The sequence below is a fragment of the Enterococcus sp. DIV0240d genome, from assembly GCF_051711245.1.
Classification (GTDB): domain Bacteria; phylum Bacillota; class Bacilli; order Lactobacillales; family Enterococcaceae; genus Enterococcus_D; species Enterococcus_D casseliflavus.
The window spans coordinates 673,564-691,710 of sequence record NZ_JBIOMG010000001.1 but is presented as its reverse complement, the minus strand read 5'-3'; the positions used below and the strand labels follow the sequence as shown (position 1 = coordinate 691,710).

Annotated in this window: 15 protein-coding genes and 1 other annotated feature; of the genes, 3 read left to right on the top strand and 12 right to left on the bottom strand. The window is 46.0% G+C overall.

Annotated elements, in window-relative coordinates; genetic code table 11:
* Positions 1 to 7 precede the first annotated feature (7 nt).
* The 7 genes from IGJ25_RS03265 to IGJ25_RS03235 all read right to left on the bottom strand — a co-directional run bounded on the left by IGJ25_RS03265 (position 8) and on the right by IGJ25_RS03235 (position 7,446).
* Positions 8 to 2,446 (bottom strand): FtsK/SpoIIIE family DNA translocase, encoded by a 2,439-nt coding sequence (locus IGJ25_RS03265; protein ID WP_010748722.1) that lies wholly within the window; start codon positions 2,444 to 2,446, stop codon positions 8 to 10.
* A gap of 130 nt (positions 2,447 to 2,576) precedes the next feature.
* Positions 2,577 to 3,014 carry a type II toxin-antitoxin system VapC family toxin gene (locus tag IGJ25_RS03260; RefSeq protein WP_010748721.1) on the bottom strand — a complete coding sequence of 146 codons (438 nt, stop codon included), beginning with the start codon at positions 3,012 to 3,014 and terminating at the stop codon, positions 2,577 to 2,579.
* Between the two features lie 7 nt (positions 3,015 to 3,021).
* Positions 3,022 to 3,339 (bottom strand): AbrB/MazE/SpoVT family DNA-binding domain-containing protein, encoded by a 318-nt coding sequence (locus IGJ25_RS03255; protein ID WP_010748720.1) that lies wholly within the window; start codon positions 3,337 to 3,339, stop codon positions 3,022 to 3,024.
* A 176-nt stretch (positions 3,340 to 3,515) separates the two neighbouring features.
* A complete protein-coding gene (locus tag IGJ25_RS03250; RefSeq protein ID WP_010748719.1) occupies positions 3,516 to 4,319 on the bottom strand; it encodes an amino acid ABC transporter substrate-binding protein in 804 nt (267 codons plus the stop codon).
* Positions 4,320 to 4,332: 13 nt separating this feature from the next.
* Positions 4,333 to 4,965 (bottom strand): amino acid ABC transporter ATP-binding protein, encoded by a 633-nt coding sequence (locus tag IGJ25_RS03245; RefSeq protein ID WP_438779095.1) that lies wholly within the window; start codon positions 4,963 to 4,965, stop codon positions 4,333 to 4,335.
* A 12-nt stretch (positions 4,966 to 4,977) separates the two neighbouring features.
* Positions 4,978 to 5,622 carry an amino acid ABC transporter permease gene (locus IGJ25_RS03240; protein WP_010748717.1) on the bottom strand — a complete coding sequence of 215 codons (645 nt, stop codon included), beginning with the start codon at positions 5,620 to 5,622 and terminating at the stop codon, positions 4,978 to 4,980.
* A 308-nt stretch (positions 5,623 to 5,930) separates the two neighbouring features.
* Positions 5,931 to 6,165: a binding site (T-box leader), on the bottom strand.
* A gap of 126 nt (positions 6,166 to 6,291) precedes the next feature.
* Positions 6,292 to 7,446, bottom strand: coding sequence for a cobalamin-independent methionine synthase II family protein (locus IGJ25_RS03235; protein WP_438779094.1), 1,155 nt, complete (start codon positions 7,444 to 7,446; stop codon positions 6,292 to 6,294).
* Positions 7,447 to 7,572: 126 nt separating this feature from the next.
* Here IGJ25_RS03235 and IGJ25_RS03230 point away from each other — a divergent pair, with 126 nt between their 5' ends.
* Positions 7,573 to 8,493 carry a LysR family transcriptional regulator gene (locus tag IGJ25_RS03230; RefSeq protein ID WP_005227268.1) on the top strand — a complete coding sequence of 307 codons (921 nt, stop codon included), beginning with the start codon at positions 7,573 to 7,575 and terminating at the stop codon, positions 8,491 to 8,493.
* A 129-nt stretch (positions 8,494 to 8,622) separates the two neighbouring features.
* Here IGJ25_RS03230 and IGJ25_RS03225 read toward each other — a convergent pair whose 3' ends face one another.
* From IGJ25_RS03225 to IGJ25_RS03205, 5 genes are all read right to left on the bottom strand, one after another.
* On the bottom strand, positions 8,623 to 10,989 hold the full coding sequence (locus IGJ25_RS03225; protein ID WP_438779093.1) for a phosphoketolase family protein: 2,367 nt from the start codon (positions 10,987 to 10,989) through the stop codon (positions 8,623 to 8,625).
* Positions 10,990 to 11,186: 197 nt separating this feature from the next.
* Positions 11,187 to 12,611: an L-arabinose isomerase gene (gene araA / locus IGJ25_RS03220; RefSeq protein ID WP_225000907.1), complete on the bottom strand. Its 1,425-nt coding sequence runs from the start codon at positions 12,609 to 12,611 to the stop codon at positions 11,187 to 11,189.
* Positions 12,612 to 12,630: 19 nt separating this feature from the next.
* Entirely contained in the window at positions 12,631 to 13,326 is a 696-nt protein-coding gene (locus IGJ25_RS03215) for an L-ribulose-5-phosphate 4-epimerase (protein WP_010748713.1), read from the bottom strand.
* A gap of 19 nt (positions 13,327 to 13,345) precedes the next feature.
* Positions 13,346 to 14,941 carry a xylulokinase gene (locus tag IGJ25_RS03210; RefSeq protein ID WP_081116183.1) on the bottom strand — a complete coding sequence of 532 codons (1,596 nt, stop codon included), beginning with the start codon at positions 14,939 to 14,941 and terminating at the stop codon, positions 13,346 to 13,348.
* 4 nt (positions 14,942 to 14,945) lie between these two features.
* Positions 14,946 to 16,052 (bottom strand): GntR family transcriptional regulator, encoded by a 1,107-nt coding sequence (locus IGJ25_RS03205; protein WP_081116182.1) that lies wholly within the window; start codon positions 16,050 to 16,052, stop codon positions 14,946 to 14,948.
* A gap of 149 nt (positions 16,053 to 16,201) precedes the next feature.
* Between IGJ25_RS03205 and IGJ25_RS03200 the strand changes: the two genes are divergently transcribed.
* On the top strand, positions 16,202 to 17,068 hold the full coding sequence (locus tag IGJ25_RS03200; protein WP_081116181.1) for an SHOCT domain-containing protein: 867 nt from the start codon (positions 16,202 to 16,204) through the stop codon (positions 17,066 to 17,068).
* A 205-nt stretch (positions 17,069 to 17,273) separates the two neighbouring features.
* Complete coding sequence (locus IGJ25_RS03195) at positions 17,274 to 18,104, top strand: helix-turn-helix domain-containing protein (protein ID WP_010748709.1); 831 nt, start codon at positions 17,274 to 17,276, stop codon at positions 18,102 to 18,104.
* Positions 18,105 to 18,147 lie beyond the last annotated feature (43 nt).

Genomic DNA, 18,147 nt, shown 5'->3' with positions numbered 1-18,147 from the left:
GTTCTCCTTATTCATCAAAGGTAGGAATGTCTTCTGGTTGCGGCTCGATCAAGACTTTCCGTGGCTTGCTGCCTTCAGAAGGGCCAACGACACCTTGATCTTCTAATTCATCCACTAACCGAGCCGCTCGGTTATAGCCGATGCGAAAACGTCGCTGCAAGAGAGAAACGCTGGCGGTCTGCATTTCCACCACAAGGGCTTTGGCATCTTCGAATAGCTCATCTTGCGGTTGTCCGCTGCTGCCGGTACTCGTTTCTTCCTCAGTAACCATCATTTTTTCTTCATAATTGGCTTCTTGCTGATCGGTCACGAATTCAACCACTCGTTCGACTTCTTGGTCGGAGATAAAGGCCCCTTGGACCCGAATCGGTTTGTTCTCACCCATCGGCAGATACAGCATGTCGCCGCGTCCCAGCAGTTTTTCGGCTCCGTTCCCATCAATGATGGTCCGCGAATCGACACCGCTGGAAACCGCAAAGGCCATCCGTGATGGAACATTGGCTTTGATGATCCCTGTAATGACATCCACACTTGGTCGTTGCGTTGCTAGGATCATATGGATACCTGCTGCCCGTGCCATTTGCGCCAAACGAATGATGGCATCTTCGACTTCGTTGCTGGCAACCATCATCAAGTCGGCTAACTCATCGACGATCACTACAATGAATGGCAAGATCGGACGATTTTCACCGTCTTCTAAATTCTTATTGATCACTAAATCGTTGTAGCCAGTAATGTTTCGGACCCCAGTTGCCGCAAATTTTTCGTAGCGCTCTTCCATTTCCTTGACCACTTTTTGCAACGCTTGCGCCGCTTTGCGGGGATTGGTCACGACAGGTGTCAAGAGATGGGGAATCCCATTGTAAACATTTAATTCAACCATTTTCGGGTCGATCATCATCAGTTTGACTTCATGGGGTTTTGCCCGCATCAAAATACTGGTGATGATACCGTTGATGGCTACGGACTTCCCGCTCCCGGTCGATCCGGCAATCAAGAGATGGGGCATTTTCGTTAAGTCTGCCGTTTGGACACGGCCAGAAATATCGCGTCCTAAAGGTACTTCTAATAGTTTATCTGGATGATCCGGTTGGGCTTCGATCACTTCTCGGAATGAAACCATGCTGACTGCACTGTTTGGAACTTCGATCCCAATCAATGATTTCCCTGGGATCGGCGCTTCCATCCGCACATCTTTGGCAGCTAAGGCCAAGGCGATATCGTCGGTCAACCCGACGATTTTGCTGACTTTGACCCCTACTGCTGGTTGAACTTCGAATTTGGTTACTGCTGGTCCTAAGCTGGCTTTGACGACTTTTGCATCAACACCGAAGCTTTGGAAGGTGGTTTCTAACACACCGATATTTTGTTCGATCTTTTTGTACTCGCTGCTTTGATCCGTTGAAGGGATCGAATCGAGTAATTGCGCTGAAGGCAATTCATAATCACGATTTTCAGCTTCTTCCGAAATCTCAAATTCCAATACTTCACCATCATCATCGAGGATCTCTCCGTCTTCATTGACCTTTTTGCTTGGTCCCGGTTTGTTTCCTGCTGGATGTGGTGCTTGAGCGGCCTCTGGTCCCGCCGCTTGCGGCAATTCCTGGAAGTGGTCGATGGGTACAAAGCTCAGCTGCTCTGGTTCAAAATCAGCTGGCGCTTGCATCTGTTGTTCTTTTGCTGATTTTTCGTCTTCTGTCATTGGTCGGACTTGATTCTTTTCTTTGATCTCCGCCATGACTGCTGCTCGTTCGGCTTCTTTTTTGGCTTCTTTCGCAGCTTGCTTCTCTGCTGCTCGTTCCGCTTTGCGGGCTTCTCGTTCGGCTTGCTTTTCTGGAGAGCCTTCTAACAACCGCTGCAGCTTGTCACCAGCTGCTTGCAGGTGCTCGACTAACTCGTGGCTGCTCATTTGGCTGAACAAGAACGCCCCGATCAGCATGAGTAAAACAGCGATGATGTAGCTGCCGATCTGGGAAACAAGAAAATAGGTCGCCCCATAGAGCATGGCGCCAATCATTCCGCCCCCGACATTTTGGGTCACTTGGCTACGCCGAATATCGCCTAACAGCGTCATCCACGTCGTTTGGAAGATATTGGCTTGTTCTCCCACCACATTACTAAAGATTTGCGCATGGAGGATGATCAGTAAACCAAAATACACCAATACACAGCCAATCACTCGCCGAATACTCTTAAAGCGAGCATCGGTCGTTTTGATCGCTAACCAGACACCATAAGCGGCTAGGGCAACACTCAAAAATTGGTACGTGTTTCCGCCAACGATCCGAAACCCGTTGGCAATCAAGGTTCCTAAAAAACCTAAATGGAAAAAGCCAAATATCGAAAACAAGACAAAGAGCAGGCCGACGCCGACCAGCATTAATTTCTCTTGCTGTTTTTGTTGTTTTTTTGTTTTGCGTTTCTTTGCGCGTTTTTTTTGCGCCATTTCTATCCCTCTTTTCATCTTTCCCTATTATAACGAAAAAAGAAGGCGAACAAAAGTTTTCCTGTGAGAAATTTTGGTTCGCTGTTGGAATTTAAGGAAAAAAGAGGATGTCTGCCAGATATAGCAGTGATCATCCTCTTTTTAGCTGCTGCACAAATCCAGCGACTGTATAGACAATCAGTCCCGATGATTCAAAATCAGCTGTATTGGTCGTTACTAGACTGTCGATTTGATTTCGCTTCGCACAAGCTGCTAAAACAGCATCCTCAAAATCTGTCATTGTTGAATCAAGCGCCTGAAGGCAATCTGCTTCCGTAACTGTTAAGACGGTATGCACTTGGATCAGTTTTTTGACTTCCCTCCGAGCATCGACTCCTGCTGCTCCATCGAGAATATAGAAAAGATCCGTTAAGGTACTTGCCGTAATCACGCCCTCGCAAAGTCCATAAATGGAACTGTTGTATATCTGTTTGATGGCTTCTTGATGTCTTTTAGACCCTCTTCCTAATAAATAGTCAAGGATCACATTGGTGTCAATCACGACTCGTTTGGCTTTGTATTTGGTCATGCTTATTTTATTCTCCCAGATATTTTTTTCTACGCCGTTCGTTTCTTACTTTTTTGATGTCCACAACGTCAGGTGTTTCAAATGAATCTGCTAAAATGCCTTGCAATGAATCGACTAAACGAAGTTTCTCCTCTGGGGACAACGCTCCTACTGACTGCTTTTCTGTAATAACTAACTGTTTTTTGCCATTGACTTCTTCTGCCAGTTCCATTTCTAGTTCAGAACCTACCTGGAGATCCAATTTCTGAATCATTTTCTTAGACAAGCGAACCCCCTGTCCGTTGCCCCACTTAATCAAATGAGCGGTCTCTTTATAATGTTCCACTAGGCTCCCCCCCTCTTAATCGGATTTTCCTTACTACCTATCATTATAACATGAGCAAGCATATGTATACACAAGTATATACTTCAATCGTTCCTTCTTTCCTTAAATACGCAAAAGAAATGAATGTATAAAAAAACACCAACTGCTAAGCAGCCAGTGTATCTTGTTGACTTGTTTTAGTTTGGTGTGACGTCTTCGCCAAACCACTTTTCAGAGATTTCAGCAAAGGTGCCATTGTCTTGCAATTCTTTCAAGCCATCATTGATTTTATCTGCCATGGCTTGATCGTCTTTACGCACACCTACAGCAAAATCTTCTGCTTCAAAGGGGCTTTCAATTTCGTTGAAGTCATCGGTTTTGCCTGTTTGAGTCAAATAATATTCTGCGTAGACGCGGTCGATCAAAAGACCGTCGATCCGACCGTTTTCTAGATCGATAAAGGCTTCATTAAAGCTGGCATACAAGGTTGCGTCATTGCCGTCTACGAGATCCTTCAAAACTTCCGGTTGGTTATTGAAGGTCTCATAACCAGAAGAACCTTCTTGGGCGCCTAAGACTTTGCCCTCCATATCATCAAAGCTAGTAATGCCGCTGGTTTTTGCTGTGACTAAGACTTGTTTGTTTTCCATATAAGTATCTGTAAACAATACTTTTTCTTCACGAGCTGCGGTTTTGGTATACCCGTTCCAGATCATATCGATGGTGCCATTGCTTAGTTCGGTTTCTTTCATGGACCAATCGATTGGTTGAAATTTGACTTTGGTTCCTGTTAGATCCAAAATCGCTGTGGCTAAATCCACATCAAACCCAACGATGTTGCCTTGGTCGTCTTTAAAGCCCATCGGTACGAAGGTATCGTCTAGGCCGACGATCACTTCTTCTTTGTCAGCGGCACTGGTTGTGGTGTCATTGCTGCTGCCACACGCCCCTAATAAAAATACACTTGCTGCTGCGATTCCCGTCAATAGTAATTTTTTCATTTTGTTCTCCCCCTTATTCTCCTGCTACTTTTAATAATTGATCACCGATATTTTCGGCAAAAACCAAATCATGGGTCACCACGATCTGGGTCACTCCTTCTTTTTTCAGATCCAAGATCAGCTGTTCGACTTGCTGTCTCAAGTCTGGATCTAAGGCGCTGGTAGGCTCGTCATAGGCCAACACTTTGGGATTCATCGCCATCGCTCGTGCGATAGCCACCCGTTGCCGCTGCCCCCCGGACAATTGGAAGGGATATTGGGCTAGTAGGTCACTTAATCCTAGTTTTTCTGCCAACTGTTCGGCTTTTGCTGTATACGCGGCCTTGTCTTGTTTTAGCACCATTTTTGGCGCCAAAGTGATGTTTTCAAAAACTGACAAGTGCGGAAACAATTGGAAGTCTTGGAAGACGACACCGACGACTTGTTCTTGTTCTTTTGTGTCGGTGGGATCAAAGGTTTTGCCATCCAGTAAAAAGCTTCCAGAATCGATCGTTTCTAAACCAGCCAGTGTCCGAAGCAAGGTGGTTTTCCCGCCACCGGAAGGACCGACCACCGCTAAGATACTGCCGTCTTCGATCGTCAAGTCTAGCTGATCGATGACTTTTTTAGCGCCAAATGACTTTGATACTTGTTTTAGTTCTAACATATGTGGTTCCTCCTAACGGTAATAGTCCAGTTTGGTCTCGATTTGTTTTAACAATAACGTAAAGACGCCCGTCATCACCAAGTAGATCAAGCCGACCCCAACTAACGGAAGCAAGGTACTGTCTCGCTCCATGGCGATTTTCCCGATTCGCATCACGTCTGACAATCCTAAGATGTAGACGAGGGATGTGTCTTTGACAAGATTGATGACTTCATTGCCGACAGATGGCAGGGTGATCTTGACGACTTGTGGGATGATGATTTTTTGGATCGTTTGGATCGGGGACAAACGCAAGACTTTCGCGGCTTCATATTGTCCTGCTGGAATCGATTGGATCCCTCCACGGAAAATCTCGGCAAAATAAGCAGCGTAATTGATAATAAAGGCGATCAAGGCTGCTTCAAAGCGGTCAAAGACGATCCCTAAGATCGGCAGACCGTAGAATACGAAGATCAGCTGTAGCAATAAAGGCGTTCCTCGCATCAACCATACGTAGACTTGCACGATCAATTTCAAAATACGCAGGCGACTGGCTAAAACAAAGGCCAACAAGATGCCTAAGGGAATGGACCCGATTAAGGTCAGTGCGAACAATTTAACGGTGATTCCAGTTCCTGAAATCAGTTGGGGCATAACATTGACTAAATACTCAAACATGGTGACTTCCTCCTTGATAGGTTTCAATTTCGATTAGCAGCGATACAGCTTAGCGACGGTTTGCTCCGACGCTTATGTGACGCTGGGCGTTGGCTGGTGAGGGGCAACTGGCAAATTTCATTTTTCTAAAAAAGAAAAACAAAAAAAGCGCACACTGGCATTTGCCAGAGGACGCTTGATACGTGGTTCCACCTCAATTTGCCTTTCCTTCACAGGAAAAGGCCTCGTGCAGTCCTTGTGATCCTTCCACTTTCGGTTTTCGGTGAGATGCAAAAAAAGAGAAAAAAAACGTCCCCTAGCCATTACAGCTAAAGGACGTTATCAACGCGGTTCCACCTTTGTTTATCAGTGCTTCACAGCAACTGAACTCAGAAAGTCATCAATCAATGACTGCTGCTGTAACGGGCAAACCCGGTCTCTCCTACTTTTCTTTCGGAAAAACGACTCCAAGATGTGTTTCACAACCATGCGTTATCTCTTTGCACCAACCAGAGACTCTCTTCAAACAGCAAGCCTTGCTACTCTTCTTTTCGATGTCTGTTTCATTAAGTTGTGTCTTACTTTACTCGCTCTTAAAGAAAATGTCAAACATTTTTTCTGAAATTTTCGAAACTTTGTCGCATGCACCGATTTCGAAGGGAAGATTCAGGGAAAAGAAGACGCAGCTGCTTAACCGAAGTACGCTTCAGCTAAGGCTTGTCCTTGCTTGATTTTTGCCCATTGCTGTTCAGTCGAAAGCTCATTGCCGCAGTCACAAGAGGCAAAGCCGCATTGATGAGAAAGATAAAGCCGCTCCTTAGGAATGATTTGGCTGGCTTCGTCTAATAAAGCGATCACTCGCTCTTCATCGTCTAATGTGGCGGTTTTGCTGGATAATAAGCCTAAGACAACCTCCACTTCTGGACGGTCTTTCAGCGCTTCTAAAGCCGAGATATCACCAGCACGGTCATCGTCCCACTCTAGGAAAAAGCGGTCATAATGCTGATCACGCAAGAATTTTTCGGCGATCGCTTTGTAGGTACCGCTGGCGGCCGCGCGGCTTTGGTAATTGCCGCGGCAGTTGTGGGTCCAGACTTTTAATCCTAATTCGTGGGCGTAGTCAGCGACTTCGTTGTTGATCGCCACGAATTCATCGGCTAACGCTTCTAAGCCGTCATTGCCTTGGGTGAAGAAGCTCTTGTCATTGTCTTCGGCGAATAATTCCCATAAACAATCATCGAACTGAACGATCTCACCACCGGCTTCTCGGTATTCCTGCAAGAATTCCTTGTAGGCGTTAAGCAGCCCTTCCCGCAAGGCTTCTTTCGTTGGATACACCTGACCTTCACCAACGAGGTCGTTAAAGACAGTCAGCTCGGTAAAGGCGTGGGCAGCCCCCCAGACGGTGATTTTGACTGGCAGGTCGCCAGCTTGGCGTTTGGTTTCTTTAAATAACGTCAAGTAATGATGGTTTTTGCCAGATAATGGTTCTGTGATTCGGATGCCGATGTCTTTACGTGTCTCAAAATGTCCACCGTCCAAATCTTCAAAGGCATACCCATGATCGGAGATATAGCGTTCAACGCCTTTTAATCCCCAGAGAAAATCCAGGTGCCACATTGAGCGGCCATGTTCGCCGTCTGTGATGACTGTAATGCCGTGTTCTTTTTGCGCTGCAATGATGTCAGCGATCGCTTTTGCTTCCGTTTCTTGGTAGCCAGGAAACGCATCATAAAACGGGTAGCGGATATCCTCCCGATGCTCGATTTGATTTTTGTAGTCCAATAAATCTTGTGGTCGTAACAATGACCCCACAAGCTGAAATTTGTCTGTTGCCATATCCATTCCTCCTATACAAAGTTTTCAAAATTGTTAGATTTATTCTAGCAAACATCTTATACTATAGATAATACTTATAAACTTGTATATTCCATAGGCAATACCTATAACATAAAAAGGAGGTTGTATCCCATGCGTATCCAGCAGCTTGAATATTTGGAAAAAATCGTAGAAACTGGCTCTTTCAATGAAGCCGCCAAACAGCTTTTCATCAGTCAGCCCTCCCTCTCTCAAGCCATGAAAGAGTTGGAAAAAGAGTATGATCTGCAGCTGTTTTACCGCAGTAAATTAGGGGTGACCTTGACCGATGATGGCCGTTCCTTTCTCAACTATGCTCGAAATGTTTTAGACCAAGTCAATCTCTTGGACGAACGCTTTCGCAAAGACAGCCATCGCAAGCATGTTTTCAGTGTTTCCGCACAACACTATGCCTTCGTCGTCCACGCCTTCGTGGAGCTGGTCAAACAGTTAGGGGAAGATGAATTTCAATTCACCTTGCGGGAGACCCAGACACAAAATGTACTGGATGATATCCAGACGTTTAAGAGCGAATTAGGGGTCATTTATCTGAATGATTTCAACACAACGGTCTTGACCCGTTTGATCCACGAAAAAGACCTGCAATTCATTCCTTTATTTGAAGCCAAACCCCACGTCTTCATCGGCCGAGAAAATCCCCTGACTCAGAAAAAAAGCATCACATTAGCTGATTTGGAACCATATACCTATCTGTCGTACGAACAAGGGGAAACCAATTCCTTCTACTTTTCTGAAGAGATCTTAAGCACTTTACAGCGCAAAAAACATATCCGCATCAGCGATCGTGCCACGATCTTCAATTTGATGGTGGGTCTCAACGGCTATACCATCAGCTCTGGGATCATCAGCAGTGAGCTGAATGATGAAAAAATCGTTGCGATCCCTTTGGAAGTCGATGATGCGATGACACTAGGTTACCTAAAACACAAGAAAATGGAACTGAGTGAGATGGCTTTGGACTATCTCGCCTTGTTGAAGCAGCATATCAAAAACTACGGTTTCGACGTCTTTTAAAAAAAACGATCCGCAGACAGTCGATCGGGCTACCTTAGTAAGGTGTCCCGACCCTGTTGCGGATCGTTTTGTTTCTTTTGTGCTTTTTTTGTTCTTAAACTGTCTTACGTTGGCGTTGTGGAGAATAAATCAACGCAATGGTTTCCATTCCCACTCTTCGACTTCGGCGATATCATAGCCGTTTTCTCGAATAAAGTCATGGTGATACGCAACGGTGTCTGCCATTTTTTGGGCAAAGTCCGTTGCTTTTTCTCCATAGACCCATTCGGCGGCGTCTTTGGCTAAGTGGAAGCGATCCAATTCAGAAAGGATCCGCATATCAAACGGTGTCGTGATGTCGCCATTTTCTCGGTACCCATGAATATGAAGCTGTTGGTTGCGACGGCCAAAGAAGATATCGCGAATCAGTCCTTCATACCCGTGGAAAGCAAACACGATCGGTTTGTCTTTCGTAAAGTAGGCTTCGAATGCTTCATCGCTCAACCCACGAGGATCGACTGCTGGACGACGCAATTTCAATAGATCAACCACATTGATGAAGCGGACTTTCAACTCTGGGAAGGCTTCAATCAGCAAGGAAACAGCGGCTAAAGCTTCCAAATTCGGTTCCGTCCCAGCAGCTGCGATCACAATATCGGGTTCTTGTTCTTCATCTGTCGATGCCCAGTCGATGACTTTCAAGCCATCTTTGACAAGCACTTTCGCTTCATCCGCCGAATAAAACTGCGGACGTGGGTGTTTTGAAGAGACCACTAGATTGATCTTTTCTTCAGAAGCGAGCGTTTCTGCCATGACAGCCATCAAGCTATTAGCGTCGGCTGGCAAGTAGACCCGCACAAAGTCGGCTTTTTTCTCTGCAATATGGGTCATGATCCCTGGATCTTGGTGGGTGTACCCATTATGGTCTTGTTGGAAGACCGTTGATGAAGCAATCAAATTCAATGAGGGGTACGGGTTGCGCCAGTCAAGATCATGGGCTTTTCGTAACCATTTGAAGTGTTGCGTGATCATAGAATCAACGCCTCTTAAGAATGACTCGTAGCTGGCAAAGAAGCCATGACGACCCGTCAGCACATAGCCTTCCAAGAAGCCTTCTGCTTGATGCTCTGATAATTGTGAATCAATCACACGGCCCACTGAAGACAGCCATTCATCGTAATCAGGATGTTTTGGCTCCAACCATTGGCGATCCGTGACTTCAAACACATGGTTCAACCGATTGGATTTGGCTTCATCTGGGCCAAAGATGCGGAAGTTGTCAGGATTTTCTTTGATGATGTCACGGGCAAATTTCCCAAAGACCATCATGTCTTGGGCAGTCGTTTCCCCAGGTGTCTCAATCGCAATGGCATGTGCTTGCCAATCTGGCAAGCGTAGCGGTTGCGGATCGATCCCCCCATTGATGATCGGATTGACCGCCATCCGTTGCTCCCCTTTTGGCGCCAATTCTTGAATCTCAGCTTTGATGCGGCCGTTTTCGTCAAAAAGCTCTTCTGGACGATAAGACTGCAGCCAATCCGTCAAAGCATCCACGTGTTCCATATGTTTCGCATTGACCGGGATCGGCACTTGGTGGGCACGGAAGCCCCCTTCAATCGGCTCGCCATCCCAGACTTTCGGTCCAGTCCAGCCTTTCGGTGTGCGAACGATCAAAACAGGCCAATGAGGCATAGCGGCTTCTTCCGCAGAACCTTTGCGGGCTTCTGCTTGGATCGCGTGGATCTGTTCGATGGCTTGATCCATTTTCTGTGCCAATTGCGGATGAACGGCTTCTGGATCGTCCCCTTCTACGAAATAAGGGGTCCAACCCATGCCTTCAAAATATTTCGTGAGATCTTGATCGCTTTTACGAGCCAAGATCGTTGGATTGGCAATCTTGGCGCCATTCAAATGCAAGATAGGCAAAATTGCGCCATCATTGACTGGATTGATAAAGGTATTTGAAAACCAGCTGCCCGCTAATGGTCCAGTTTCGGCTTCGCCATCACCGACCACTACTGCTGCAATGACATCGGGATTGTCTAAAATAGCTCCAGTAGCGTGGGCGATGGAATAGCCTAGCTCGCCGCCTTCATGGATCGAACCTGGCGTTTCAGGTGCCGCATGAGAAGCGATCCCACCTGGGAAAGAGAAGGTTTTGAATAGATGTTTCATCCCTGCTTCGTCTTGGGTGGCTTTTGGATAGATCTCGCTGTAGCTGCCGTCTAAATAAGCATTCGCAACCATGACTTGTCCGCCATGGCCTGGTCCTTCGATATAAAACATGTTTAAGTCGTACTTATTGATGACGCGATTGAGATGGGTGTAAATAAAATTTTGTCCTGCGATCGTTCCCCAGTGACCAATCGGATTCACTTTCAAATCTTTTTCTTCGATGGGGCGGCGCAATAAGGGATTGTCTTTCAAATAAATCTGACCAACGGAAAGGTAGTTGGCTGCTCGCCACCAAGCGTTCATTTTCTGATAATACTCTGGTGTATCGTAGGTTGTCTTCATTGTGCTCCTCCTTTTAGTCCATTGTTCCACTCTTACATAAAAGTCTATGCCCCCTATATTTAAAAGTCAATTTTGCTGATTGCTGGTGCTTTCAGGGGTCTGCTTATCCGCACTTTGCAGATAGAAGGCAAGAAAGCTTAAGAAAAACGCAAAGAAACCGCCGACCATCGCCAACGGTTTCTTTTGTGATTGGGTACTTATTTGATCGTTACGTATTCTAATCCCACAAGCTTCGCCCATGTTTCGATCTGATCAGAATTTAGGACAAGTGAGACGACGGTGTGATGGCCACCGCCTGTTTCGATCCACTGTTTGACGCCATCGTGGAAGTTTGGTTTTGGTGTCCACATTACTCGTGCAACCGGTAGTTTTGGTGCTTCTTCAGTTGGCTCAAAGGCATCGACTTCATTGATCAATAATTTGTAGTGGGTGCCAAAGTCTGCCATCGAAACCACGACACCTTCGCCGCCTTGGCCGTCAAAGACGAGTCGGGCTGGGTCTTCACGATCCCCCATCGACAATGGCGAAACCACGATTTTTGGTTTGTTGGCTGCTAATACTGGATCGACTTCCATCATGTGGGATTGCAAGATGGCTTCTTTTCCTGGTGTCAGCTCATAGGTATAGTCTTCCATAAAGCCAGTCGCCTTATTGTGGGCCATGATTTTCATCAAGCGGTCAATAGCGGCGGTTTTCCAGTCCCCTTCACCAGCAAACCCATAGCCTTCTGCCATCAAACGTTGTACAGCTAAACCAGGCAACTGCTGCATACCATATAGGTCTTCAAAGTTCGTGGTAAATGCCGTATAGCCGCCTGTTTCAAGGAAGCGGCGCAGACCGATTTCTTGTTTGGCTTGGGCTTTGACATGACGTGCCCATTCTTCTTTGTCGTAATCGCCATAATCGAAATCATACAGCTGGCTGTATTCTTCAAAGAGTCCATCGACTTCTTCGTCAGTCACCGCATCGACGACTTGAACCAAATCGCCGATCCCAAAATAATCAACGGTCCAGCCAAATTGGATCTGTGCTTCGACTTTATCGCCTTCGGTCACCCCAACGTTACGCATGTTGTCGCCAAAACGAGCGACTTTGATTTGGAAGCTTTCATTGTAGCCAACTGCCACGTCCATCCAAGCAGCGATTTCTTTTTGGATGGCTTCATTTTTCCAATAGCCGACAACGATTTTGTTTTGCTTTTTCAAACGAGCATTGATAAATCCATATTCTCGGTCACCATGAGCCGCTTGGTTCAAGTTCATAAAGTCCATATCGATGGTTTCCCATGGAATTTGTTCATTGTATTGAGTGGCAAGGTGCAGCAATGGTTTTTGTAATAATTTCGTGCCGCGAATCCACATTTTTGCTGGTGAGAAGGTGTGCATCCAGGTGATCACCCCAGCGACTTCATCCCGATAGTTGACTTCTTTCATGATTTTCGTAATCGTATCGGCAGTAACAGCGAGTTCTTGTAAAACGACTGGATAAGGCAGCTTTGAGCTGTCATTTAAGCTTTTGACCATTTCTTCTGCATGGTCCCGTACTTCTTGTAACGCTTCTTCTCCGTATAAGTGCTGTGATCCTACGACGAACCAAAATTCTTTTTTCCCGATTTCTAACATTCTACTTGCTCCTTTTTCGTTATTTTTGCCCGTAATAGGCATTTTCTCCATGTTTGCGTAAATAATGTTTGTCTAAGACCCGCTGCGGCAATTCGGGTGCGTAACTGTTCAGCTGACGCGTGATAAAATTCATCTTAGCGACTTCTTCTAAGACCACTGCGTTCATCACCGCCGCATCCGCCGTTTTGCCCCAGGTAAATGGTCCATGACCGTGAAGCAAGACACCAGGAATTTCTTCTGGCGTGATGCCGCGTTCCTTAAAGGTTTCGACGATCACCTGTCCTGTTTGTGCTTCATAGCCTTCATCGATCTCGGTTTGCGTCAAAAAGCGGGCACAGGGGACTGCTCCATAAAACGTATCGGCATGGGTTGTGCCCATCGCTGGCAAATCGAGTCCTGCCTGAGCCCAGCTCGTCGCCCAAGTAGAATGGGTATGGACGATCCCACCAATTTCTGGAAATGCTTTGTATAAAACGGCATGCGTTGGCGTATCGGAGGAAGGATTTTTCGCTCCTTCCACTACGTTGCCCTCAAAATCACAAACCACCATATCACTGGCTTGCATGGTTTCATAGTCAACACCGCTAGGTTTGATGACAAACAATTGCTGTTGGCGATCCACTGCTGACACATTGCCCCAAGTGTATTTGATCAATCCTTGCTTCGGCAATGCCAAATTGGCCTGAAAGACTTCTTCTTTTAATCCTTCTAACACAAAATTCCCTTCTTTCTTTTTAAATCAACGCATCGATTGCCGCTTGCTCGATCGGCAACCCTGCTTGGTAACGTTGGGTAAAGACGGTGAACCCTTGAATGTCGGCTTCTGTCGGGGCTAAGGTCACGCCGTGGTCATTTTTAAACACTTGATCTGCTAAGAATGCGGCCAAGGATTGTTCTGGCGTGTGACGGCGAAGGTACGCTGCTAAAAGGGCGATCCCCCAGGCGCCGCCTTCACCAGCCGTTTCCATGACCGTGACTGGGGCTTCCATGACAGCTGCCAAGACACGTTGGGCAACTTCTGGCGTCTTGAAGATCCCACCGTGACCAACGATTCGATCAATAGCGACGTCTTCGGCTTCCAGAATCTTCATCCCGATCTTCATCGCACCAAAGGCACTAAACAGATGTAAGCGCATGAAATTTGCTAAAGTAAAAGAACTTTCTGGCGATCGGACGAAAAGCGGCCGTCCTTCAGGGATCTTAGTGATATTTTCACCAGAATAATAGCCATAAGAAAGCATCCCGCCACAGTCTGAATCCCCTTTCAATGCTTCGTTGAATAAGGTCGCAAACAATTCTTCCGTGGAAAGTTTCATTCCAGCTGCATCGGCAAATTCGCGGAAAAGTTTGACCCAGGCATTGATCTCCGAGGTACAGTTATTCGTATGGACCATCCCCACCAAATCACCAGAAGGCGTCGTGACCAAATCGATCTCTGGATACACTTTAGTTAAGGGTTCTTCTAAGACGATCATGGCAAAAGCAGACGTCCCGGCTGAAACATTCCCGCTTCGCTGTGCCACACTATTCGTGGCAACCATGCCAGTGCCCGCATCGCCTTCTGGCGGACATAACGGGATGCCAGCTTGCAAAGTACCAGTTGGGTCGAGTTTTTTTGCCCCTTCTGCCGTCAATGTGCCGGCTGGTTCGCCTGCTGTCAACACTTGCGGCAAAAGGTCTTTGATCTGCCAAGGATACCCCTGACTGCTGATTTGTGCATCAAATTGCTGCAGCATATTCGCATCATAGTTTTTTGTCGTACTGTCGATTGGGAACATCCCTGATGCATCGCCGATTCCGATAACTTTTTCCCCTGTCAGCTGCCAATGGACATAGCCGGCTAAGGTAGTGAAAAAAGCAACCTCTGGGACGTGGGCTTCTTGATTCAAAATCGCTTGATACAAATGCGCGATACTCCAACGCTGCGGGATGTTGTATTGGAACAATGCCGTCAAGGCTTTTTCTGCTTCTTCCGTGATCGCATTGCGCCATGTCCGAAAAGGTACCAACAGCGTGCCTTGCTGATCAAAAGCCATATAGCCGTGCATCATTGCAGAAAAACCGATACTGCCGATCGTCGTCAAAGGTACCTCGAATTGCTGTTGGATGTTGTGCGCCAACTCTTGGTAGCTGGCTTGCAGTCCTTGCCAAATCGCCTCTAGTGAGTAGGTCCAAATCCCTTGCTCCAATTGATTTTCCCATTCAAAGCTACCTGAAGCGATCGTCTGAAACTGCTCATCGATCAAGACAGCTTTGATCCGTGTCGAGCCTAGCTCGATCCCAAGAGACGTGCGCCCGTCAATAATTGCTTGCCTTACTTGTTGCGTCATCTTCTTATTCTCCTTTTTGGTTATTGACTGAACCGCGAACGATCAGCTCCGGTTCAAAATAAAAGCGTTGCGCTTCTGTTGCCTTACCTGTAGTGATCCATTGTGCCGCCAATTCCCCCATCGCTTCTTTCGGGTGAGTCAGTGTGGTGATCGTCGGTGTGGACAAGGTGCTAAGAGGCGAGTCATCGTTACCCACGATCGAAAAATCAGTAGGAACGTTCTTCCCAGCAGCCGTCAATGCTTGAATCAAGCGATGCGCGATCTCATCGTTGTAACAAACGATGCCTGTGACTTGATTATCGGCAGCCGTCAAGCGCTGGATCGCTTGTTCAATAACGGCTTCTTTCGTCTCCGTCGTATACGTCAAGACGTCTTCTGCTGCAAACGTCCGCTTGGCTTGGGTCAATGCTTTGACAAACCCTTTCATCCGATATTTCCCTTGTAAGTCATCGATTTTCGTGATCATCATCAACTGCTGATGCTGTTGTTCTAATAAATAATTGGTTGCTAAAAAACCAGAACGTGTATCGTTGACACAAATATGCGGCAAGTCTAGTTCTTCATAATAGGCATTGATCATGACGAGAGGAATCCCAGCTTCTTGGAGGGCGACATAATAGGCAAGATTCGGGTTGTACTGGCTGCTCTTCGTTGGCTCAACGATCAACCCGTCTACCCCTTGATCCATCATTTGCTGCAAGCACGCTCTTTCTTGCTCATGGTCATTGTTGGTTGATCCTAGAAGCAGTGAATAACCTTGCTCCCGCAATGTCTGTTCCACGCCGCGCATGATCGAAGGGAAAATATAATCAGACAAATAGGTCATGATGATCCCAATCGTTTTGCGGTTTTTATGATTGATAGTCTCAGGTTTTGAAACGTAGGTGCCTGAGCCCCGTTCTTTTCTTAAATAGCCTTCATTGACCAAAACAGCGATCGCTTGGCGCACCGTGTGGCGGCTATAATGAAATTCTTCCTGTAAGGTTGCTTCTGAAGGGATCGCATCGCCTTCTTGATAGGTGCCTAAGCGGATCTTTTCTCTTAAGATATCCGCAAGTTGTTCGTACTTATTCGCCATTTTAATCCCATCTTTCAAAAGTTGTCCGTACATCTAAGATATCAAGAAACCGCTTCCGTGTCAATTGCTGCTATGGCTTTTTTTCTAAAAAAACCTAACGAAAAGAAGATAAATGATAAATTCCCTTTATTTTCATCAGAATAAAACGAATCAAAACACTATTTGTTGTATAATTGAATAAAATGTTGCTTATTACGTTTAAGGAGGTAAGTATTTTGACGAGAACACCTAATGAAACCTACGAGGAACCCATTATTTTGTATTCAAAAAAATATCGAGAAAATCGCAGACATGATGCCAGCTGTCGTTGGATCATTACGAAAAAAGGCGTCTGGATAAACAACACCCATCCAAAAATCCCAGATGAAAAGATCCCCATGGCAAAAATTGCCGATGTGGAATTACATATAGGCAAAGGTCTCTTAGTGGACTACCTCCGACTGCAGGTACCAGGTAATTCTCAATTGCTCTATTTCACCAATCGAATCGATGCCCAAAAAGCCTATGAATTTTTAACGGATCATTTGGCAGCACTTGGTGGGCAATCAGCCAAAAGTTACGTGGATGAAGAGGCTGGAAAAATCAAATTACTTTCCTATCATTATCGTGATGCTTGGGTCATTTCAGAAGATACCCTCACAATCATCGATTACAAGAAGAAAGCGAAACAGGTTCTGCAGATTCCCCAAATTACCAGTGTCAATTTGAAAGAAGTTGCTGAATCAGGTCTTTGGAAAGGCAATGGCTTTTTAGAATTGTATATTGGCGGCGGAGCGATCAGAGAAACCCATTCCTTCAGACGAATGGAACCGAATCACTCTCTTTGCTTTGCCGAAAAAGACCTGGTGATTGCTCGGATCATACAGCGCTACCTCACCAACTTCCCTCGGGAGCGGTCGGTCCCGTTAACGAACCCATCGCCGCCGCCAGCTGCGAAGCCGACGGAAGCGCTCATTGCTGAACTACGCGAACTAAAAGTGCTGGTCGACGAAGGAATTTTGACTGAAGAAGAATTTGCATTCAAGAAAAAACAACTGTTAGGATTATAGAAGCAATCACTTCGGAGAAAAAAGCCGCCCTCCTGCCATGAGAAGGCAGAGCTTTCGGTGAAGGGCTGTGCTTTTTTCCTGGGAAAATTTTGAACGGTTTTTTTAGAACATGCTATACTAAATGAAGAATACGTAGAGTATCTCAAAGGAGGTCTTTCTCATTTTTTCTTTTAATGACATCAAAGCACGTTTCCCCCAGGCAACGTTGCATGACAAAGTTGCCACAACGAAGGATATCGAATCCATCGCATTCGGCAAAAAATATATTTGGCTGCCAACTGACCAATTAAGTGACAGTGAAAAATTGCTGATCCAACTGGGAAACGGCTCTTTGCAACCAGAAATCGATAACCGAAACCATCCATGGTATCCGATTTTATTTGAACATCAGCCCGTTCAAGAGCCGGAGTGGATTCGCCTGCTGCAAGTTCATTTCACCCGAACCATCGACTCTTTGCAATCCGAATGGCTCGCAGAGATTCAGCAAATGCTCCCTAGCGTGGTGGATCTTTTTTTCCTCACCGAAGACCATGCAGTGATCGTAGAAAAACAAGATGGTGCCAATTTGCCCATCGAAGATCTCGACGGCTTATTCGTCGCTTTGGATATGGATTTCGACTGCTATTCTCAGCTGTTCGTCGGTCCCTTCCATCATCCGCGCCACGATTTCACTACCTTATGGGCAAGTGAGTCTACCCTGTTCAAAAATGAGTTAAAAACGAAAACCACCAGTAAAAGTATGGATCTGCCCAAAGTGGTCTTCTCTCTTTTTCGCAACGGCTTTTCCGAGTATATTTCCTTGTTTCGTACCTTATATCTAGATTGGTTTGAAGAAGAGACCGAAACGATCATTCAATCACTGTGGCGCAATCAAGGCAATGCAAGCTCCACAGCCAAAGAACTGTTCATGCATCGGAATTCTCTCCTATATAAGATCGATAAGTTTCAAACACTGACACGTTTAAATTTAAAAAATATGGATGATCTGCTGCTTTGCTATTTATTGATCGATCAGTTCACCCATCAGAGCAATTAAACAACATGCACAAGAAAACGTTTTTTTCTTGTGCATGTTTCCG

Excerpts from the sequence above, each read along its gene's own strand:
- IGJ25_RS03265 (WP_010748722.1), bottom strand. The coding sequence starts at position 2,446 with ATGGCGCAAAAAAAACGCGCAAAGAAACGCAAAACAAAAAAACAACAA.
- IGJ25_RS03260 (WP_010748721.1), bottom strand. The coding sequence starts at position 3,014 with ATGACCAAATACAAAGCCAAACGAGTCGTGATTGACACCAATGTGATC.
- IGJ25_RS03250 (WP_010748719.1), bottom strand. The coding sequence starts at position 4,319 with ATGAAAAAATTACTATTGACGGGAATCGCAGCAGCAAGTGTATTTTTA.
- IGJ25_RS03245 (WP_438779095.1), bottom strand. The coding sequence starts at position 4,965 with ATGTTAGAACTAAAACAAGTATCAAAGTCATTTGGCGCTAAAAAAGTC.
- IGJ25_RS03240 (WP_010748717.1), bottom strand. The coding sequence starts at position 5,622 with ATGTTTGAGTATTTAGTCAATGTTATGCCCCAACTGATTTCAGGAACT.
- IGJ25_RS03235 (WP_438779094.1), bottom strand. The coding sequence starts at position 7,446 with ATGGATATGGCAACAGACAAATTTCAGCTTGTGGGGTCATTGTTACGA.
- IGJ25_RS03230 (WP_005227268.1), top strand. The coding sequence starts at position 7,573 with ATGCGTATCCAGCAGCTTGAATATTTGGAAAAAATCGTAGAAACTGGC.
- IGJ25_RS03225 (WP_438779093.1), bottom strand. The coding sequence starts at position 10,989 with ATGAAGACAACCTACGATACACCAGAGTATTATCAGAAAATGAACGCT.
- araA (WP_225000907.1), bottom strand. The coding sequence starts at position 12,611 with ATGTTAGAAATCGGGAAAAAAGAATTTTGGTTCGTCGTAGGATCACAG.
- IGJ25_RS03210 (WP_081116183.1), bottom strand. The coding sequence starts at position 14,941 with ATGACGCAACAAGTAAGGCAAGCAATTATTGACGGGCGCACGTCTCTT.
- IGJ25_RS03205 (WP_081116182.1), bottom strand. The coding sequence starts at position 16,052 with ATGTACGGACAACTTTTGAAAGATGGGATTAAAATGGCGAATAAGTAC.
- IGJ25_RS03200 (WP_081116181.1), top strand. The coding sequence starts at position 16,202 with ATGTTGCTTATTACGTTTAAGGAGGTAAGTATTTTGACGAGAACACCT.